This is a genomic window from Azospirillum argentinense, assembly GCF_000632475.1.
Classification (GTDB): domain Bacteria; phylum Pseudomonadota; class Alphaproteobacteria; order Azospirillales; family Azospirillaceae; genus Azospirillum; species Azospirillum baldaniorum.
This window is the reverse complement of record NZ_CP007796.1, coordinates 18085-39297: the sequence shown is the minus strand read 5'-3', so window position 1 is coordinate 39297 and position 21213 is coordinate 18085. Positions and strand designations below refer to the sequence as shown.

Genomic DNA, 21213 nt, shown 5'->3' with positions numbered 1-21213 from the left:
CCCGCGAAACCGGCGGCTCAGCCTTCCAGCTTGGTCCGCAGGAAGTTGAGCAGCTTGATGAATTTCCAAAGATCGACTTCGATGTCGTGCCGATCGGAGCGCAGGAAGTGGTCCTGGCCGAGGTCGGGGCCAGGGCCGCGGCACATCTCGCGGACGACCCTGAAGCTCGGCGTCTGCCGCTCCATGGCGTGCACATAGGCGGACAGCATGGCGCTGCTCGCGTTCGAGACGTTGCCGAAGCCGCCGGCGGCGTTCCGCGTGCCGATGAAGCACAGCGTCTCGTGGTCCGGGTGGAAGATCGCGGCGAAAAGCTCGGGCCGCAGCCCCCGCCACGTCACCAGACCCTCGGGCAGGAACGGGCATGACATGCGGTAGCCGGTGGCGTAGACGATGACGTCCACCTCGGCGCGGCTGCCGTCGGCGAACAGCACGCTGTCGCCCTGCAATTCCCGGACGTCGGGCTTCGCCACGATGTCGCCGTGGGCGATGTGGTGGAGCACCAGCGAGTTCATGATGGGATGGGACTGGTCGACACCGTAGTCCGGTTTCGGCAGCCCGTAATCGGACGGGTCGCAGCCGACCAGCTTCAGCACCTCGCCGACATGGGCCCACAGCTCGTTCCGGTCGGCGAAGCGGCGCGGGAGATCCATCAGCCAGTCCTGCGTGGGCCGCCCGTCCACGAACTTGGGCATGTAGTGGTAGGGACGCCGCGTGCTGTGATGGACGGTCTTCGCCACCGCGGTGGCGTCCACCGCGATGTCGCACCCCGAATTGCCGCCGCCCACCACCAGGACGCGCTTGCCGCGCAGGATGTCGGCGCCGAGATAATCGGCGGCGTGCAGGGAGGTGCCCCGGAATTCTCCGGGATAGGACGGCGTCCGCGGCTCCCGCTGGAGACCCGTCGCCACGAACAGGCCGGCGTACCGCTTCTCGACCCCGTCGGTGGTGGTGACCCGCCAGCGGCGCCCCTCCGGCTGCACGGCTTCGACGCGGCTTCCGAACCGGGCGTGCTCGTAGAGGCCGAAATGCCGCGCCATGTCGCGGAGGTAGGCCAGGAACAGGCGGTGGTTCGGATAGACCGGATAGTCGTCCGGCATCGGATAGTCGCTGAACTGGGTGTTCTTCTTCGACGAAATCAGATGGGTGGATTCATAGACCCGGCCGGCCCCGGTCCCGAAGTTCCACACGCCGCCGAAATCGCCCTCCTGCTCGATGAGTTCGAACGGGATGCCGTTCTGCTTGAAGTTCTTGGCCAGACCGATGCCGGATGGCCCGCCGCCGATGATGCCGTAAATGTCTTCAGCCATAGTCGTCTGCCACATGCTGCCGGATGACGGGGGTTAGCGGGAGGGCGCCGGCACGACGCCGGGAACCGGTCGGGGGGCGCGGAACATCCGCCAGAAGGCGCGCCGCATCAGCCTGCCGTTCAGCACCTCGGCCGGCGGCTTGATCATGTGCATCACCTCCATGAGCCCGCGGGCGAGTTCCGGGTCCTCGGCCGCCATGCGGTTGATCGCGACGGAGAAGCGGCGGAACAGCCAGAGCCACGGCTCGCGCAGGAGCCGGCGCTGGAACCGGGACTGCACGGCGATGGTCGTGCCGGGCCACAGCGAATCCCCCAGCGCCGCCATGATCCAGGGCGTGGCGTAGACCTCCCGCGGCAAGCGCTGGAGATGGCTGCGCACCGCCGCGGACAGCGGGTCGGGTCCCGAAGCCCGCGCCAGCGAATCGCCCAGCGTGAGGGCGCTCAGCGCCGCCAGCGTGATGCCCTGGCCGTAGATCGGGTTGAGCGTGCCGACCACGTCGCCCATCGGCAGGTAGCGGTCGGGGAGGTTCGGCACCCGCTCGAAATGGCGGACCCGGTTGGGCGCCTGCCGGAAGGTGTAGATCGGCGACAGCGGCTTGGCCGCGCTGAACCAGGCATGGAATTCCGGGGTGCGCAGCGACTTCGCAAGCTCCAGGAATCCCGCGTCGTCGTCGGGCACGGACTTCAGGCCGATGGTCGCCAGGCCGCCGATGTAGCGGTCGCCCTCGATGGGGAAGATCGCCGCGCTCAGCGGATCGTCCGGCGCCTTCGGTTGCGTCGAGATCAGCTTCCAGCCGGGGGACGCGTCCTTCGGGGCCTCGTACCAGCGGCAGCTGTAGGCGAGGTGGCAATCGACCACGCTTTCCGGCGGCGCGGCGCAGCCGATCTCCTCCAGCCACTTCAGGGAGGCCGAGGCACGGCCGCTGGTGTCGACGACGAGGTCGCCGTAGATTTCGCTGTCCCCGCTGTCGCGGGCGACCCGCACCCCGGTGACCGCCCGGCGGGAGGGATCGGTCAGCAACCCCTTGACCGCGCAGCCCTCCTCCATGCGCACGTTGGGCAGGCGCAGCAGGTGGTCGCGCACATGCCAGTCGAGAAGCGCGCGCGTGCTGCCCCGCACCAGCAGCCGGTCGGAGGTGTAGTCGGGCAGCCAGCCGAACGGCCCGTTGACCCGCGCTCCTTCCGACCACTGGAAGCAGACGGCTCCCGCCGCCTCCAGGTCCGGTCCGAGCCCGGGAAACAGGCGTTCGAGTTCCATCCGCCCGCGGGCGAGGATCAGGTGGACGTGCCAGCCCTGCGGCTGCCCTTTGCGCAACGCCGGCCCGTCGCCGTAACGGTCGCGCTCCAGAACGGTGACATGGGCGAAGGATTCGGAAAGCACCCGCGCGGCCAGCATTCCGGAAATGCTTCCGCCGATGACGATGGCATGGTTACCGATCGGCATGTCGAACATCCTTGTCGTCGAGCCGGCGTGTCCGGCGGAAAGCCGGGCGATCAGGGTTTCCCGAGCCAGTGGAAGGCGTGGGCGCTTGAGGGCCGGACCAGTTGCTTGATGGTGAAGAGATCCGCGATCCGGACGCCGTCGCTGTTGCGCAGGAGCGTCGCCATGGTCGCGACGCGCTGGCCGTCGAGCCACTCCCTGGACCGCAGGACGTAGGTCAGCCGCTCGCCGGCATCGGCGTTGCCGTAGTAGAAGACGTCCCGCGCGCAGGTGACGCTTGCCAGGGCCCAGTCGTCGCCGCGCCCGAGCTGTCCGACCTCCGCTCCGGCCTCCGCGTTGAAGAAGGCGCGCTCGCCGATGTCGGCGATGCGGTGGTACGACGCGAAGTAGAGCAGCCCGACACCGTTGAGGTCGCAGTAGGGATCGACCTCGTGCTCCAGCGTGAAGAGGGAGTCCTCGGTCCAGTGGAAGGGATGGCCCCCGAGGACGAGCGCCGGGCCGGACACCAGCGCCATGCCGTCCAGGGCGCGCGCCTTGACCTGCTGGTACTGCTGGCCAAGCGGCGGCAGGACGTGATGCTGCGGGCTGCGGGCCCTCTCCATGCCCAGCGGGGCCGAGCGGGCGAGACCCTTGTTGTCGGTGTGCCGCGCGACGAAGGCCGATACCATCGACACCCGCACCGAGGCCTCGGGCTTGGAGAAGGTGGTTTCGCTGAAGTAGCGGCGGTCGCCGAAGCGGCTGAGGGCCGGGTGGACGGCCAACGCGTCGCCCTCGCCGAACTCACCGAGATGGCCGGAGGCGACGATCCGCATGCGCAGGAAGCTGGCGTAAAGCCGATCGGCCGAGCGGTCGAGGATGGCCTGGGAAGGAACGCCGAGATCATTGCAGATCATGCGCCAATGGATGTCGCCCGCTTCTTTCGCAAGCCATCGTTCGGACATCGCTCCGGAAAGGATTTGGGGCATGCCCATGACGACGCCGAGCGGAATTGGCATGCGCTCGGGGAGAGTGCGGCTGTAACCGACATCGTCACCAAGCCGGATATCCTGCAATTTCTCGATCAGATGCATGGCGAGTCCTCCCACAATGCATAGATTTATATACGTATAGACTTATTCATACGTGTATGTGCATTGTGATATGCATCCTATCAGAGAAATTTTGATCGTTCTATGCGAAAAATCATTCCTCTATCACGTAATATTGCACACAAATGCGCTAATTACATGAACAACACTCAACTCATACATATGCCCGTCATACCGGAGCGGGAAACCTTCAAGGACGGTTCCAAGGGAATCTCTGGTAGCGGACGTAATCGGTGATGGCCTCGCGGACCCGGGCGTCCGCCATCAGCCGGTCGGTCTCCATGACGGCCCGTTCCTCCCGCTCCGGATCGATCGCCCCGATGGCGCGGAAGTAGCGTTTGATGTCGCCGACGGTGGCGGGGGCCAGCCGCCCGGCCTTGACCGACAGACGGCGCAGGACCTCCTCCGGGGTTTCCGTCACCTGATCCACCAGCCCCAGGGACAAGGCCTCCGGCGCGGCGATCAGCTCCGTCGTCAGCGCCAGCCGGTACGCCGCCTGGAAGCCCGTGCGCCGGAGCACATAGAGGCCGACGCAGGCCGGGACGAGGCCCCAGACCGCTTCCGGCAGGCTGAACTGCGAGCGCGGCGTGGCCACGGCGACGTCGCTCGCCGCCACGAAGCCGAGGCCACCGGCGATGGCGGCGCCGTCCACCACGGCGACCACCAGGCGCGGGAACAGCGTCAGGCGCCGCAGCGTCTCGATGTACAGCCGTGCCGAATGGTCCGGCTCCGGCCCGCCGCCCGGCCGGTCGCCGGCTTCCAGGAGATCCTGAAGGTCCAGACCCTTGCAGAAGACGCCGTCGCGGCCTTCGATGACCACCAGACGGGGCCGGGATTCGGCCTCGATCCGGTCGAGCACGGCGTTCAGCTCGGCCAGCAGGCGCATGTTGAACGCGTTTCCGCGCCCTGGCCGGTTGAAGGTGACGGTGACCCGGTCGGCATCGTCCCGGACGAGCAGCGTCGTTTCGGTCATGGTCCTGTCCGGTCAGCGGCGGCAGCGGGCGAAAAGAAGGTCGGCCAGCGCGCCGATGTTGGGGACGGCGGCGAACGCCACCAGCGGGGTCAGCCCGTCCAGCCGGTTCTCCGCGATCAGCTCCTCCATGGTCATGGTCAGGATGTCGGTGCGGTCGATCGAATCGGCGCCCAGCTGCTTCAGATGCACCGTCTCGGTGACGGCTTCGGGAGGCACGTGTGGCAGCACCCGCGCGATCTGCGCCCGGATCACGTCGAGGACATGGTCCCGGCTCATCGGCCGTCCCCCTGGGAGGCGGCGGTGTCCGCGGGCACCCGGTGCATGACGATCTCCGACCCGTTGGACGACCGGAACACCGCCGTGCGGAGGTCGACCGAGAGGATCTGGTTTCCGCTGTCCGTTCCCGCGAGCCCCGGCACGGACGACTCCGTGAAGTGGAACTGCATGACCGCGTCCTCGACGGTCCACGTGCCGCGCGAGTGGAACGGAGACTGGTTTTCGCCCATGGTGATCGCGCCGTCCGTCGAGAACGTCATGTCCGGGCGGAAGACGGAGATGTACGACATGTCCATCCCCTTGTTGGTCTCTTCCGCCGAAAACGTTCCGGTCAGCAGCGTGATGAGTTGCTCGGTGTCGGGCAGGGTGCCCCCCGATGTGTCCGTCATGATCCTTCATTCCCGTCCTGTTGAAAGAGGGTGGCCCCGGCCACCCGGATGCCGGCGGAGATCCCCGTGCCGTTGGCCGGTCCCCGCCCCTTCAGCGCCGCCAGCGCGTCGTCGGGGCCGAGGTTGCCGCTTCTCAGCCGGCGCACGAGGAACCGGAGGTCTCCGGCCTCCTCCGCCGCGGCCGGCACCGGATCGGGCGCCGGGTCCGGCACCGCCCAGCAGCGCTGCCGGGCGAAGGGATAGGTCGGCAGGGACACCCGCCGCGGCGGGCGCCCCGCATGGAGCAGCCGCCAGTCCACCTTGACCGGCTCGCGCACCCACAGGGCGGCGAGCCCGGCCAGGTCGCCGGCGGCGATCAGACGCCGCGCCCGCTCGGCACCGCCGCCGGACAAGCCGCCTTCCCCCGCCGCGGCCGGGCGGTCGAGCACCGAACCGGACCACAGCCCGTCCGCCGCAGCATCCCCGCGGGCGAACCTCCTGAGACGGTCCAGCCATTCCTCGGGCGTTTCGGCCACGATGGCGAGGCGCAGGTCGAGGGCGTCCCGCCCGACCTGGAGCGTGAAGGCGATGTCCGCCAGCGGCGGCGGCGCGGTCGCGCCATCGCCGAACCGCTCGACGAAGCGCGCGGCCAGCTCGGCGAGCCCGCGCTCGTCCCGGGCCGACAAGGGCAGGAGCTGCGGCCCCTCGCCCGCCGAACGGACGGGATCGGCGTGGCGCTCCAGGACCAGATGCGCGTTGGAGCCGCCCGCCCCGAAGGAGCTGACCGCGGCGCGAAGCGGCCCGGCGCCGGACGGCCAGTCGGCCAGCTCCCGCTGCACGCGGAAGCGCGTCCCCTGCCAGTCGATGCGCGGGTTCAGCCGCTCGGCGTGCAGGGAGGGCGCGAGCTGCCGGTGCTGGAGTTGCAGCACCGCCTTGGTCACCGCGGCGATGCCCGCCGCCGATTCCAGATGGCCGATGTTGGACTTGACCGAGCCGATGGCGCAGGGCGCCCCGCCGCCGTCCGTCGCGTCGTCCGTTCCGCCGGCCCCGACGGCCCCACCGAAGGCGAGGGTCAGGGCGCGCAGCTCGATGGGATCGCCCAGGGCCGTGCCGGTGCCGTGCGCCTCGACATAGCCGATGCTGCCCGGCTCCACCCCGGCCTTCTCCAGGCAGCCGCGGATCAGGGCGGCCTGGGCCCGCGGATTCGGCACCGTATAGCCCTGCGCCCGCCCGCCGTGATTGACCGCCGAGGCCCGGATCACGGCGAGGATGCGGTCGCCGTCGGCCAGGGCGTCCGCCAGCCGCTTGAGCACCACCGCGCCCACGCCCTCACCGGGCACGTAGCCGTCTCCGCCCTCGCCGAAGCTGCGGCAGCGCCCGTCGCTGGACAGGAACCCCTCGCGGGCGAGATAGCGGTACTTGTTCGGGTGGAGGGAGAGGTTCACGCCGCCCGCGATGGCGATCCGGCATTCCCCCCGCTCCAGGCTGGCCCCGGCCAGATGAACGCTGGTCAGCGAGGACGAGCACATGGTGTCGACGGCCATGCTCGGCCCCCCGGCGTCCAGGAAATAGGACACGCGGTTGGCGATCGACGCGAAGGAGGAGCCCAGCGGTCGCGGCGCGCTGCGCTCCGTTCCGGGCACACCGTAGAGCTGGTAGTCGCTCCACATCACGCCGACGAAGACACCCACCGCGCCGCCGAAGCGGTCCTGAAGCTCCGCCCGCGAATAGCCGGCGTCCTCCAGGGCGGTCCAGGCCGTCTCCAGGAACAGGCGCTCCTGGGGATCCATCACCGCCGCCTCGCGCGGCGCGATGTTGAAGAACAGCGGATCGAAACGGTCCACGCCGTCGAGGAAGGACCCCCACCGGCCACGCGCCGCAGCCCCCTTGCCGCTCTCCGCTTCGCCATAACGCCGGGCATCCCAGCGGTCGGCGGGAATCTCGCGGACCAGATCCCGCCCCTGCTTCAGGTTCTCCCAGAAGGCGTCGACGTCGGGAGAGCCGGGATAGCGCCCCGCGAGGCCGACGATGGCGATTCCGTCCACCGCCGCCGGTGGGCGAGCGGTTTCGACCGGCACCGCGCCGGAAGCCACCGCCGCCGGAGGCGGAGCGGCATCGGCTGCCGGGACGGCGGAGGATGGCGGCGGCGCGAAGCGGTCGCCATGCTCCGCCGCCAGGAAGCCCGCCAGACGCCCGATCGTCGGATGCTCGAACAGCAGCGTTTCCGGAAGATCGCCGAACCGCTTGCGCAGCTGACCGGTCAGCGTCGCCACCAGAATGGAGTCGATGCCGAACTGCTCGAAGGGCTGGTCGGTGCCGAGCCGGCCCGGCGGCAGCTTCAGCGCCTCGGCGAGGAAGGCGCGCACCCACGCCTCCGCCCGTTCCGCGACATCCTCGGCACGGACCGGCGCCGCGGGCGTTGCGGACGGGGCGGCCAGCGCCGTTTCCCCGCCATCACCCCCGGCGCCGTCGCCGACCCGGTCGAGGAAGGCGCGCAGCCGCGCCGCGTCCCCGGCCAGCACGGCGCGCCGGACGGACGCCGAAGCGAGGGCCGCCTCGAAGGCGCGAAGCCCGTCCTCGCTGGACATCGGGGCGAGACCGGCCTCGCGGGCCAGCTGCGCGCGGGCCACGGGCGTCAGGGCGATCCCGCCGCCATCCCACAGCGGCCAGGAAAGGGAAAGCGTTCGGCCCCGCCGCCGCCCCTGCCGGCGCTGTTCCTCGCGCCAGTCCGCGAAGCCGTCGAGGAAACGGTTGGCGAAGGCGTAGGCGGCCTGCCCCCGGTTCCCCGCCTGCCCCGCCAGCGACGAGAACAGGACGAAGACATCCAGCGGAGCGTCGCCGATGGCCGCGTCGAGATTGACCGCGCCCAGCGCCTTGGGTCCGAACACCGCGGCGACATCCTCCTCCGTCCGGCTGAGCAGGGAACCGTCGCGGACGACGCCCGCGGCGTGCAGCACGCCGTCGATCCGGCCGAACCGCCGCCGCACCTCGGCCACCGCCGCCGCCGTCTGGACCGGGTCGGCGACGTCGGCCTTCACGTGATGGATCGACGCCCCCCGGCCCCTCAGTTCCTCAAGCCAAAGCCGCCGCTCCGCGTCGGGGTCGCTGCGGCCCAGAAGCACCACCGTGGCGCCGGAGCCGAGCGCCAAATGCTCCGCGAAGATCCGGCCCAGCCCACCGAGACCGCCGCTGATCACCGTGACGGCGCCGCTCCGCAGAGCGGCGGGCAGCGCGGCGGCTGGCACCACGGTCGCGGCGACCTCGCGCAGGCGGCGAACCCTGCGCCGCTCCCCCTCGACGAGGATTTCGGCGGCGAGCGGTCCCCGGTCGCGCAGTTCGCGGTCGAGCAGCCCGGCCAGTTCGCCGGGGGCCGCGCCCTCCGGCCCGGTGACGGCGATGGTCTGGCCGCTCCAGCCCGGCAACTCCTTGACCAGCGACCCGAACAGCGCCGGCAGCGCCGCGAACAGCGCCGGCAACGGTCCGCCGTCCCCGGCCAGCGCGGCGACGACGCGCACCGCCGCGCCGCGCCGCGCCAGGCTGCGGATCACCCCCAGCAGGGGATACACCATGGCGTCCAGCTCGCCCGGCCCGACGTCCGCCCGCCAGACCTGGACCAGCGCGGCGGGGCGCAGCCCGCCGGTCTCCAGCCGGTCGAGCAGAGCGTCGAATCGCCCGGGCGCGGCGTCGCCCGCGGGAACCGCGATCACCGGCCAGCGGGCGTCGAGCGTCCGGCCCAGCCGCTCCGCCAGGGCACCGTCGCGGTCCAGCACCAGGACGGCGCCGGGCGGCAGGGCCGGCGTCGCGCCGGTGTCCGGCGGGGCGTCCAGCCACACCGGCTCGGCATGCAGCACCGCCGGCCGGCCCGCCGCTTCCGGCAGGCGCGCCACCGACACCCCGTCGAGCCAAGCCAGCAGGGCGCCGGAGGGATCGCCGATCCGGACATCGAACCGCAGGCGTCCGTCCTGCTCGCCGAGCGCCCGCGCATGGACCAGACAGGGCGCGCGCAGCGGCCCGGTCCAGCCGAGGCGCGCGACGCCCTGCGGCACCAGGACATCGCGGTCGCCGGTCCCGACCAGGGCCGCCAGCGCCTGGAAGGCGCCGTCCAGCAGGGCGGGATGCAGCACCGCGTCGGCTGCCCCGGCCGGTTCCTCCGGCGGGTTCAGGCGGGCCAGCACCTCCCCGTCGCCGCGCAGCAGATGGTCGATGACGCGCAGCGCCGGACCGTGGCGAAGGCCGCGCGCCTCCAGCAGGACGTGGCAGGCCGCGGCGTCCAGCCGCTCCGCGCAGCGCCCGCGCACGGCGTCGAGGTCGAGCGGCTCGGGCGGTGAAAACGGCTCGGGCGGCGACGCGCCGAAGCCGAGGCGAAGATACGGCGCCCCGTCGCCGTCGCCATTGCACAGCTCGCAGGACCGGCCGTCCGCGGACGGCCGCGCGACCAGCTCCACCGGCCCTTCCCCGGCCTCGACCGGACGCAGCCACGACACCTCCACGACGCCTTGCGGGCCGGCGCCCGTCCCTTCACCGGTCGCGGCGCGCGCCATCTCCAGCAGCACCGCGCCGGGCAGGATGCGGCGCCCGGCGACGCGATGGTCGCGCAGCCAGAGCGACTCCGGCGCAACCGTCAGACGAACCGCGGCGGGGCGCGCCCGCCGCGCCGGGGGCCAGTAACGCTCCTCGGCGAAGGGATAGCCGGGAAGCCCGATGCGGCGCGCGGCACCCGCCGGGAACAGGCGCGCGGCGTCCGGCACGCTTCCCTGGACATAGCGCGTCGCCAGATCCCGGAGCACCGCCCGGTCGCCGTCCGCGCCACCGATGGCTTCGGCACCGATGACCTCGGCACCGCCCGGCGTGCCCCCCTCCAGCCGCCCGGCCAGTTCGGCGAGGCTGCCGGCCACCACGGCGAAGCGCACCGGGAAATGGCTGCGCCCGACGAGCAGGGTGTAGGCCACGTCCGCCGCGCGGGCGTCGGTCCGCCGCCTCAGCCAGCCGGCGAACCCGGCCAGAAGCGTCCGCAGGGCCGGTTCGGTCTTGGCGGAGAAGCAGAACAGATGCGCCGCCGCCGCCGGGACCGCGGCGGTCGCGCGCGGCGGCGGTTCCTCGATCACCGCGTGGGCGTTGGTGCCGCTGAAGCCGAAGGAACTCACCGCCGCGCGCCGCGGCAGCGGGCCGGCGGGCCAGTCGCGGGGCCGGTCGACGATGAAGAACGGGCTCCCGGCGAAATCGATGTGCGTGTTCGGCCGGTCCAGATGCAGGCTGGCCGGCAGCCGGCCGTGGCGCATGGCCAGCAGGATCTTGATCACCCCGGCCACCCCGGCGGCGGTGACGGTGTGGCCGATGTTGGTCTTGACCGACCCCACCCCGCAGAAGCCGCGCCGGTCGGTGAAGGTCCGGAAGGCCGCGGTCAGCGCCTCGATCTCGATGGGGTCGCCGAGGCGGGTTCCGGTGCCGTGGCACTCGACATAGCCGATGGTCGCCGGATCGATGCCGCCGCGCTCGTAGACCGCGCGCTCCAGTGCGGTCTGGGAGGCGACGCTGGGGGCGGTGATCCCGTTGGTCTTGCCGTCCTGGTTGACGCCGATGGCGCGGATCACGCCATGGATCGGGTCGCCGTCCGCCAGCGCCCGGTCGAGCGGCTTGAGCACCAGTGCCGCGACGCCCTCGCCCGGCACGAAGCCGTCCGCCCGGTCGTCGAAGCTATGGCACAGCCCGGTCGGCGACAACATGCCGGCGCTGGCGCACAGCGCCTGGAAGCGCGGCGTGGTGTTGATGAAGACGCCGCCGACGATGGCCGCCTCGCAATCGCCGTCGGCGAGGCTGCGGCAGGCCTGGTGCATGGCGACCAGCGACGACGAGCAGGCGGTGCCGACGGCCAGCGCCGGCCCCTTCAGATTGAGGAGATAGGCAATGCGCGCGGCGCAGACCGACGCCTCGTTGCCGGTGAAGGCGAAGCCCTCCAGCGGCAGCCCGCCGTCGAGCAGCGTCTCGGTGTAGTCGCCCGTCCCGCCGCCCAGGAACACGCCCCAGTTCCGCCCGCCCAGACTGTCGGGGGCGATGCCGGCATCCTCGATGGCGTGCCAGCAGGACTGGAGGAACAGCCGCTGCTGCGGGTCCATCATCTCCGCCTCGCGGCCGGAGACGTTGAAGAACATCGGGTCGAACCGGTCGATGCCCGCGAGGAAGGCGCCGTGGCGGTAGGCCGCCGCCGCGGGCCCCTCGTCCGAAGTCCAGCGGTCGGGCGGAACACCGCCGACCGAGCAGACCCCCGCCGCGAGATTGTCCCAGAAGGCGTCGAGATCCGCCGCCCCCGGAAAGCGCCCGGCCATCCCGATGACGGCGACCGCTCCGCCGCGCGCTGCCGGCTCCGGAACGGCGGCGACGGGAGGGACGGCGGCGGCGACGGACATGCCGGCGGGAAGCGCCGGCTCGTCCATGCGCAGGACGACCTTGCCCATGTTGGCCGCCCCGTCGAGCCGCCGCAGGGCCTCCGCGACCGCGCCGAAGGGCAGGACGCGGTCCACCGCCGGGACGAGGGCCCCCGCCTCGGCCAGGGTCACCATCGTCTCCAGCAGCGGCGGGGCCAGTTCCGGCCGCTCCAGAAGGGCGCGCCGGGCGTCGAGGGTGATGAAGGTCTGGTTGTGGACGAACCCGCTGAGATCCAGACCGCCCGCGGCCCGCAGGCCGGTCATCGCCAGCTCGACGTAGCGCCCGCCGGGAGCCAGCGCGTCGATCCCCCATTGCATGGCCGGTGGCGGCAGGGTGTTCAGCACGACATCGACGCCGCGCCCGCCGGTCGCCGCGCGCACCGCCGCCTTGAAATCCGGCTGCCGGTAATCCAGCACGACCTCCACGCCGATCCGGCGGAGATGGTCGCGCTTGGCGTCGCTGCCGGCGGTGCCGATCACCCGAGCCCCGGCCCGCCGCGCGAGCTGGACGGCGACCAGCCCCAGCCCGCCCGCCGCCGTCTGGATGAGCACCCAGTCACCGGCGCCAAGGGCGGCGCGGCGGAACGCCATCTCCGCGGTCACGAAGGCGACCGGCAGAGCGGAGGCCGCCGCGAAATCGAGATTGGCGGGCTTGCGGACGACGTAGGCGGCCCGCGTCGTCGCCACGCTCCGCAGCCCGCCCAGGGTGGCGCCGGTCAGGGCGACCACGGCGTCCCCCGGACGCAACCCGGTGACCGCCGGCCCCACCCGGTGCACCAGCCCCGCGACCTCGAACCCCGGCGCGAAGGGAAAGTCGGGCATGCTGGGATATAGGCCCTTGACGCACAGCAGGTCGCCGAAGTTGAGCGCCGCCGCCCGGACCAGGATCTGCACCTCGTCCGCCAGCGGATCGGGCAGCGGCCCGAGCGGCTCCAGCGCCACGTCCCCGATGGCCCCCGGCCCCCGGATCACCGCGGCCAGGGGACCGGACGGCCCCTCCGCCGGGGCGGCCACCACGGGCGCCGGCTCCGGCGCCGACGACGGGGCGGCGGGCTGTTGCGGCGCCGGCCCGGCGAGGCGGGCGGCCACGGCGTCGCCGTTCGCGGACACCAGATGCGCGGCCAGCGACCGGATGGTCGGGTGGTCGAAGACCAGCGTGGTGCGCAGCGGCGTTCCCAGCCGCTCTCCCACCTTGCGCACCAGATCGACGCCCACCAGGGAATCGACGCCATAGTCGGAGAAGGCCCTCTCCCGGTCCAGGTCGGCGAGCCCGATCCCGGTGGCCTCGGCCAACGCCTCCCCGACCGCCTGCTCCGCCAACGTCTGCGGATCCGGCAACATCTGCGGATCCAGCCGGCCCGGGGCGGGCGAACCGCCGGAGACGGCGGAGCGGGCCACCGCGGCGGCAGCGGTCGCGGGCACCTGCGGCGACGCGGCGAGCGGGGCGTCACTGGCGATCCCGTCGCTCACCGCGACGACGACGCATTGCGCCAGATGCTCGCCGCACCCCGCGGGAGCGGTCAGCAGCTTGACCTGGGTGAAGCCTTCCGCGTGCAGCGCCCGCCGCCAGAGATCGGGACTGAGCAGCGGGCCGTGCGGCATCCGCCGGTGCCCGTCCCCGTAGGCCCACCAGCCGTCGAGCAGGCCGAAGGTGGCGGTGAGGAAGACCTTGTTGTCGGCGGCCTCGCCCAGAACCAGCACCCCGCCGGGCTTCAGCAGCCATTTCAAATGCCGCAGCGTCCGTCCGATGTCGGCGGTGGCGTGGAGCACGTTCGCCGCCACCACCACGTCCACGCCGCCCCGCTCGTAGCCCTGCCCGCCCGGATGGGCCGCGACGTCCAGCGTCCGGAAGTCGGTGAAGGGGTAGGACGCGCCGAACCGCTCCCGGCCCTCGCGCAGGAAGCTGAGCGACAGGTCGGTGTAGAGGTAGCGCAGGCGCGCCGCGGCGGCGTCGCCGGTTGCCGAAACCGCCGGCAGCACCGAAGCGGAAGTCCCGCCGGTCCCCGCCCCCGCCTCCAGGATGGTGGAGGTCCGCTCATCCCCGTCGCGGCGGCGCAGCGCGTCCAGCACCGCGCGCACGGTCGCGGCGATCAGGTCGTTGTAGGCGTCCGCGGTGGCGTGGCCGCGGTAGATCCCCGCCACCAGCCCGCGCCGCCCCTCCCCGAACAGCACGTCGGTTCCGGCGGCCTTGCCGGCCAGCACGTCGGGCAGCGCGTCCAGGCAATGCGCCAGCAGGCGCGCATGCCCGGCCAGCGGCGGCACCTCCCGCCCCAGCGCGGCGAGCCGCGCCGACGCGGTCGCCTTCTCGTCCGCCGTGACCGTCTCCCCCTGCGCCACGGCGGCCCGCATGGCCGCCGTCAGCCGGTCGAACCGGGCGTCGGTCGCCTGCCCTTCGAGGCGGTCCAGGACCGCGGCGAATCCGGCCCGCCCGATGGCCTCCATGGCGGCGAACGCCGCCGCCGTCTCCTGGAACCGATCGGGACCGAAGCAGCCGGCGGCCAGCGCCTCCAGCCCGCCGAGATCGGGCGGAACCGGCGGCGGCGCGCTCGCCTCGGCGGTCCGGCCCGTCTCCACCCCCATCGCCTCCAGGACCGGCGCGTCGGCCTTGATCGCGACGACCTGCCCGACCGGCCCGGCCAGCAGACGGGGGAGCAGCCGCATCCCCTCCGCGGTGGCGATCGAATGGATCCCGGATCGGGCGAGCCGTTCACGGATGGCCTCCCCGGCGACGACGCCGACCTCGCCCCAATAGCCCCAGTTCACCGTCCGCACGGAGAAGGGCCGCGTCGCCGCCAGCCGCGCGGCGAAGGCGTCCTCGAAGGCGGAAGCGGCGGCGTAGTTGGTCTGCCCGGCGTTGCCGAGAAAGGACAGGGCGGAGGAATAGAACAGCATGAAGTCGAGCGGCTGACCCGCCACCGCGGCGGCCAGGGCGGCGCAGCCCGCCACCTTCGGGTCGAGCGCCCGACGGAACGTCGCCTCGTCCATCGCCGGAAAGGCGCGGTCGGCCAGCGCCAGGGCGGAGTGGACCACGCCGCGCAGCGGGCCGAACGCCGCCACGCCGTCCCGCACCGCCGCGGCGATCCCCGCCGCGTCGGCGACGTCGGCCTGGGCATAGTGCCAGCGGCCGCCGGCCTCGGCGATGCGGGCCAGCGCCTCCCGCGGCCCGTCCTCCAGCGCCCGGCGTCCGACGATGACCAGACGGACGTCCCGGCCGGCGCGGGCGAAGGCCACCGCCGTCTCCAGCCCGATGCCGGACGCGCCGCCGACGATCAGGTAGGCTCCGTCCGGACGCAGCCGCAGCGGCGCCTCCGGCAGGCGCAGGGACTCCAGCCGGCGGACATGGCAACCGTCGGGGCGGATCGCGAGAATCGGCGGCGGCCCCGGCGGGGGGGCCCGGAACAATCCGTCGAGCAGCCAGTCCGGCGGCGCCGCGGCGTCGAAGTCCGCCGGCAGGTCCAGGCAGGCGCACGCCATCTCCGGCACCTCGCGGGCCAGGGAGGTGACCAGACCGACGGCGGAGGCCCCCGGCGGCAAGGGCCGGTCGTCCGGAGCGACGGCGAAGACGCCGTTGGTGACCACCCGCAGGAAGGACGGCCAGCCCCGCCGCTCCAGCCGCTTCAGCAGGGCGAACAGAGCCATCACCCCCGTCCGCTGGCTGTCCGCCAGGGCCGCGGGGTCCTCCGGATCGACGTCCGGCGGCACCAGCGCGCCCAGGAACCACAGGCCGGCGGGCCGTTCGCCGCCCGCCAGGGCCGCCTCCAGCCCCGCCGGATCGTCGGTAAAGACCGGACGGGCACGCTCCCCCACCCGCCCGGCGATCCCCGACGCCACCGCTTCCGCCCAGCGCGGCGCGACGATCAGGATGGGTCCGGCGCCGGAAGCGGCGGAGCTTTCCACGCGCTCCACCGGCACCGGAACCCAGAAGGGCCGGTAGGCGATGGGCGCGTCCGCGCTGCGGCGCACCGCGAGGTCCCGGACGGCAGCGAAGCGGTGTCCCGCCTCGTCCAGCAGGTCGATGTCGAAACGGGGCACCGCGCCGTCGGCGGTCTTGCGCACCACGGCCCGGCACCGGTCCGGCACCGGCGCGGCGAGCGCGAGCGACCCCAGATCCACCGGCATGGCCCCGGGCTCCGCCAGGGTCGCCGCGGCGGCCTGGAAGGCGCCGTCGAGCAGATAGGCCAGCGGGGCGACGCCGGGAAGGGCCGCCACCGAACCGGGAGCGAGCCGGAGTTCGGCGACCGCGCGCGCTCCGTCGCACCGCAGGCCGTGGATCACCCGGAAAGCCGGCCCGTAGTCGATGCCCGCCTCGGCGAAGCGCCCGTACAGGGCATCGGGATCGATGGTCGGCAGGCTCCGCAGGTCGGATTCGGGAATGGCGGCCGGGAGCGCTTCCGACTGTCCGTCCGCGGTGGCCAGGCGCCCGCTCACATGGGAAACCGAACGCGCCGGATCACCGGAGAGGATGTCGAACCGCCCACCGTCGCACCGGATGTCGAACGTCACGAATGCCCCCGGCACGCCGATCGGCCGCAGCCACGCCACGTCGCGCAGCCCGCGCACCTCCGGTCCCGCCGCCCGCAGGGCCAGGGCAAGGCTGGCCGCGCCCGGCAAGATGGCCTGCCCGCGCACCCTGTGGTCCGCGACCACCGGGTCGGCGGCAAGGAGAACCGCCACGGCCGCCGGCGCGGGCACCGAAGGCAAAGGCGAAGGCGGCACCGGCACGGTCCGGACCGGAACGGGGGGCTCCCCGCCCCCGGGGAAATGGCCCAGCCCCTCCGCGTCCGACAGCCAGTGGCGGTTCGCGGCGAAGGGATAGGTCGGCAGGCCGACGCGCCGGCCCTCGGCGCCCCCCGGCAGCGGGGCACCGTCCTTGCTGCCAAGCCAGGCGGTCAGGGCGTCGCCCGCGGCCTCGGACGGGGGACCGTCCGGCGTGACCAGACCGACGTCGCCCCGCCCTTCCAGGAAGGCGTCGAGCGCGCGGCGCAGGCCCTCGGCATCCGCCGCGATCAGGGCGATGCGCCGCTCCAGCGCGTCCCGCCCGGTCCGCGCGGTGAAGGCGATGTCGGCGACGGTGGCCTCGGCGCCGTCGCCGCCGAGGAAATCCCGGTAGCGGCGGACCAGCGCCCGCAACCCCTCGCCGGTGCGGGCGGACAGCGGAACGATGTGGGACGTTCCGTCCGGCTCGGCCCGCGGCGAGGCCGGCAGATCGGGGGCGTCGCCGATCAGCAGGTGGGCGTTCGCCCCGCCGAATCCGAAGGAGCTGACGCCGGCGATGCGCGGCCTTTCCCCGCGCGGCCAGGGGCAGGGCTCCGCCAGGACGGTGAAGGGGCTGCCGTCGAGGTCGATGCGGGGGTTGAGCGTCTCGAAGCCGTGCAGCGCGGGCATGCGGCCATGGCGGAGCATCAGCAGGATCTTGATGACCCCGGCGATGCCCGCCGCGCCCTCCAGATGCCCGATGTTGGTCTTCACCGAGCCCAGACGGCACCACGGTCCGGCGGGCACCGCGCCGCCGTCGCGCCGCTGGCGGGAGAAGGCCCGCCGCAGGGCGTTGACCTCGATGGGATCGCCCAGCGGCGTGCCGGTGCCGTGGGCCTCGATGCAGTCGACCTCCGCCGGATTGACCCCGGCGGCGCGCAGGGCCGCCATGATCACCTTGGCCTGGGCGAAGGCGTTGGGCGAGGTCAGGTTGCGCACCCGTCCGCCATGGTTGACGGCAACGCCGCGGATGACGCCGAGAACGCGGTCCCCGTCGGCCACCGCCCGGTCGAGCGGCTTCAGCAGGATGTAGCCGGCCCCCTCGCCGCGCACGTAGCCGTCCGCACCGGCGTCGAACACGCTGCACCGGCCGCGCGGCGACAGCATGCCCAGCCGGCTGAACGGGACGTAGCGTTCCGGACTGCACATGACGTTGATGCCGCCGGCCAGGGCCATGGAGCACTCGCCCGCCTGGAGCGAGCGGACGGCGTGATGCACCGCGAACAGCGAACTCGAACAGGCGGTGTCGACCGACAGGCTGGGGCCGTGCAGGTCGAAGAAGTAGGAGACCCGGTTGGGAATGATGGTGTTGGCGGTGCCGGTCAGGAAATGGCCTTCCCCCCGCCGGGCATAGCGGTCCTGAAGCTCCTTGTAGTCGTAGTTGCACACGCCGACGAACACGCCGACGTCCGACCCGGCCAGCCGGGACGGCGCATAACCGGCATCCTCGAAGCAGGCCCAGGACAGTTCGAGCGTCAGGCGCTGCTGCGGGTCCATCAGCGCCGCCTCCTTGGGCGACACCTTGAACAGGCCCGCGTCGAACCGGTCGACCCCGTCCATGAAGGCGCCCCAGCGGCATTCCGGCGGGGCGCTGCCGGCTGCGCCCGCGTCGCAGCGCGTCCAGTCCCAGCGGTCGCCGGGGATCTCGCTCACGGCGCAACGGCCGCTGTCCAGCAGCCGCCAGAAGGCGTCGCCGTCGGCCGCTCCCGGAAACCGGCAGGCCATCCCGATCACGGCGATCGTGCCGCCGCTCATGCTCGCATCCGTCACGCCCCGATCCTCCCCAGAGCCGCCGTTCCCAAGGACGCCTTGTCCGGGCGGAGTCCCGACATCCCGCTCAGCCCCTGTGGCCGGTTCCCAGCGCATCGACCAGCGCCTGCAGGCATTCCAGATCGCGTCCGAAGCGGTTCATCGCGATCACGGCCCGTCCGGCATCGTTCAACTGGTATTTGACGAAGGTGCCGAGGGTGCCCGACGGCCCGGCATCCACGTAGCGGCGGGGCCGCGCCTCCGCCTCCATCCGCTGCACCGCCTCGCCGAAGCGCACGGGCTGGCGGACGGCGCGCCACAGGCTGTCCGGCCCCACCGCCGGGACCCAGCCGATCCCGGCGGGCGAAAACAGCGGCAGGCGCGGCGCCTTGACGGCGAGACCGGCGGCGAGACGGCGGAACTCGTCCTCCGCCTCGTCGATCAGCGCGCTGTGCAGGCCGATCCGGGCCGGAAGGATCTGGGCGGTCACGTCGCACTGCCGCAGACGCTCCGCCGCGCGGCGGACGGCGGACGCCGCTCCGGTCACCAGGAAATGCCGGTGGAAATGGACCGCCGCCACCGTGCAGCCATCGAACAGGTCGGGGCGCCGGTCCACCAGATCGGGATGGTCCAGCACCGCCAGAAGCCCCGCCGCGGGCGTCAGCCGCTGGAACAGGCGCGCCGTCTCGGCGGCAAAACCGATCCCGTCCTCCAGCGCGACCGCGCCGGACACCACGGCGGCGGCGATCTCCCCCACCCCGTAGCCCACCAGAAGGTCCGGAACGATCCCCCGCTCCTCCAGCACCGCCGCCAGGGCATGGCCGATGGCGACGAGCGCGACGCTGGCCGCGGCGGGATCGTCGAACGGCTCGCTCGCCGCCGCACCGCGGTAGAGCTGGTCGGTCAGCCGCAGGCCGTCCCCGGCCAGACGGGCGCACCGGTCCATCGCACCGCGGAAGACCGCGTCACCGGCGTAGAGCGCGGCTCCCATCCGGAAATACTGCGACCCCTGGCCGCTGAGGAGGAAGGCGAGCCCGCCCGGCGGCGGCACCGCCGGCCGGGACGGGGCGGGAGGCTCCGGAACGGCGGCGGGTGCGGGAGCCGGCACGGGATCGGGAGCGATCGGCATCGGGGACTGGCGGATCTGGGCGATCATCCGCGTCAGCACCTGCCCCGGACCGGTCTCCACGAATTGGGGATCGGCGGTCGCGATCATGTAGGACACCGACTCGTACCAGCGGACCGAGCTGGAAATCTGGCGCGCCAGACAGCCGCGGATGTCATCCGGGTCGTAGGGCCTCGCCGTGTGGTTGGCGATCACCGGGATGGCCGGCGGCGCGAAGGCGAAGCCGCCCATGAAGGCGGCGAACTCCCGTTCCGCCTCCGTCATGTAGCGCGAATGGAACGCCGCGCTGACGTTGAGCTGGATGTACTTGGCGCCGGCCTGCCGGAACACCGGCTCGGCGCGCGGGATGTCCTCGACCGGGCCGGCGATCACCGTCTGCGTCGGGGTGTTGAGGTTGGCGACGTCGATGGAGGAGAGGCCGTTCCGCTCCAGCAACCGCGCGATGTCGTCGGGCGGCAGGTCGATGACCGCCGCCATCGCGCCGCGCCGCGCCTGCTTCATCAACTGGCCGCGCTTGGCGACCAGCCGCAGGCCGGTTTCGAAATCGAAGACCCCGGCGGCCAGCAGCGCGTTGTATTCGCCCAGGCTGTGCCCGGCGACCAGATCGGGCCGGACGCCGCTGTCGGCCACCGCCGCCAGATGCGTCAGGGCGTTGACGACGAACAGCGCGGGCTGCGTGTATTCGGTCTGGGCGAGTCGGCGGTCGGGGTCCTCCAGGCACAGGGTCCTCAGCGAATAGCCGAGGATCTCGTCGGCCTTGGCCACCAGCGCGGGATAACGGTCGAACAGCACCGCCCCCATGCCCTTCTGCTGCGAGCCCTGGCCGGGAAACACATGGGCGACCGCCTGGGCTTGGGCGACCGCCTGGGCTGCCGGATCACGCCCAATCGCGGGGGGCGCCGCGGCCGGACGCGTGTTGCCGAGATCGCCGAGCATCGTCTGGATCATGTCCGCCCTCGCCGGCGCGTCGTTGATGAAGAAATGGCCGCCGGTCAGGCTGCGGGCGCGGAATTCCGCCCGTGTCAGCTCGCCCCAGGCCTGGAAGCCCGCGTCGCCCACCTGCTCGTCGGTCGTGCCGCGAAACGCGCTGATCGGGCAATCGAGGGGAGGCCGCGGCTCGTGCCGGTATTGTTCGAGCACGGTCAGATCGGCACGGATCACCGGCAGATAGAAGCGCATCAGCTCGGGGTCGTTCCGCACCGGCTCGGGAATGCCGCCGAACAGGAGCTGCAGCTTGTCGAGAAAGACCGAATCGGACAGCGCGCTCAGCAGGGGCGGCACGCGGGCGACGTGCGGCGCCTCGCGGCCCGAAACGAAAAGGCGCGCGGCTCGGGGTTTCCCCGCGTCTCGGAGGGCGTGCGCCACCTCGAAGGCGAGAAGGCTGCCCATGCTGTGGCCGAACAGGGCATAGGGAACGTCCAGCAGCGTGGACATCCCATCGACGATGGCGTCCACCAGCGGCCGCAGGCGCGTTTCCAGCGGTTCCCGCAGCCTCGTTTCATGTCCGGGAAGCTGGATCGCGCACAGGTCGACCGTGGGCGGAAGGTGGTCCCGCCAGCTCACGAAGGCGGACGCACCGCGTCCTGCGTAGGAAAAACAGAACAGGCGGAATTCCGGGGACACGACCGGCTTCGAATTGAGAATCCACGGATTGCCGCTCACCAGCCCTTCTCCAACTGCGATTTGGCTCACGCCGCGATGTGACCGTG

General features: G+C 72.6%; 9 protein-coding genes. 1 reads left to right on the top strand and 8 read right to left on the bottom strand.

Translation table 11 applies throughout. The features are described 5' to 3' along the window. Window positions 1–17: 17 nt before the first annotated feature. The 3 genes from ABAZ39_RS26640 to ABAZ39_RS26630 are packed head-to-tail and all read right to left on the bottom strand — an operon-like array spanning window position 18 to window position 3688. The gene (locus ABAZ39_RS26640; protein ID WP_040137369.1) at window positions 18–1307 is read right to left on the bottom strand and encodes a flavin-containing monooxygenase; all 1290 of its coding nucleotides are present in this window, start codon (window positions 1305–1307) and stop codon (window positions 18–20) included. A gap of 33 nt (window positions 1308–1340) precedes the next feature. Next, complete coding sequence (locus tag ABAZ39_RS26635) at window positions 1341–2750, bottom strand: NAD(P)/FAD-dependent oxidoreductase (protein ID WP_144243645.1); 1410 nt, start codon at window positions 2748–2750, stop codon at window positions 1341–1343. Between the two features lie 50 nt (window positions 2751–2800). Further along, the gene (locus ABAZ39_RS26630) at window positions 2801–3688 is read right to left on the bottom strand and encodes an LnmK family bifunctional acyltransferase/decarboxylase (protein ID WP_206782025.1); all 888 of its coding nucleotides are present in this window, start codon (window positions 3686–3688) and stop codon (window positions 2801–2803) included. On the opposite strand from ABAZ39_RS26630, the gene ABAZ39_RS37170 reads away from it, so the two are divergent. Further along, window positions 3647–3841, top strand: coding sequence for a hypothetical protein (locus ABAZ39_RS37170; protein ID WP_247881798.1), 195 nt, complete (start codon window positions 3647–3649; stop codon window positions 3839–3841). The genes ABAZ39_RS26630 and ABAZ39_RS37170 overlap by 42 nt on opposite strands. A 184-nt stretch (window positions 3842–4025) precedes the next feature. Here ABAZ39_RS37170 and ABAZ39_RS26625 read toward each other — a convergent pair whose 3' ends face one another. The 5 genes from ABAZ39_RS26625 to fabD all read right to left on the bottom strand — a co-directional run bounded on the left by ABAZ39_RS26625 (window position 4026) and on the right by fabD (window position 21166). Beyond that, a complete protein-coding gene (locus ABAZ39_RS26625; protein ID WP_040137367.1) occupies window positions 4026–4808 on the bottom strand; it encodes an enoyl-CoA hydratase-related protein in 783 nt (260 codons plus the stop codon). A 12-nt stretch (window positions 4809–4820) separates the two neighbouring features. Continuing rightward, window positions 4821–5084 carry a phosphopantetheine-binding protein gene (locus tag ABAZ39_RS36295; RefSeq protein ID WP_040137366.1) on the bottom strand — a complete coding sequence of 88 codons (264 nt, stop codon included), beginning with the start codon at window positions 5082–5084 and terminating at the stop codon, window positions 4821–4823. Next, a complete protein-coding gene (locus ABAZ39_RS36290) occupies window positions 5081–5473 on the bottom strand; it encodes a hypothetical protein (RefSeq protein ID WP_040137365.1) in 393 nt (130 codons plus the stop codon). Before ABAZ39_RS36290 ends, ABAZ39_RS36295 begins: the two co-directional genes overlap by 4 nt. Further along, window positions 5470–18399, bottom strand: a complete 12930-nt coding sequence (locus tag ABAZ39_RS35835) for an SDR family NAD(P)-dependent oxidoreductase (protein WP_160174862.1) — start codon at window positions 18397–18399, stop codon at window positions 5470–5472. The genes ABAZ39_RS36290 and ABAZ39_RS35835 overlap by 4 nt, the downstream gene beginning before the upstream one ends. 67 nt (window positions 18400–18466) lie before the next feature. Beyond that, window positions 18467–21166 carry an ACP S-malonyltransferase gene (gene fabD / locus ABAZ39_RS34820; RefSeq protein WP_051658602.1) on the bottom strand — a complete coding sequence of 900 codons (2700 nt, stop codon included), beginning with the start codon at window positions 21164–21166 and terminating at the stop codon, window positions 18467–18469. Window positions 21167–21213: the final 47 nt, after the last annotated feature.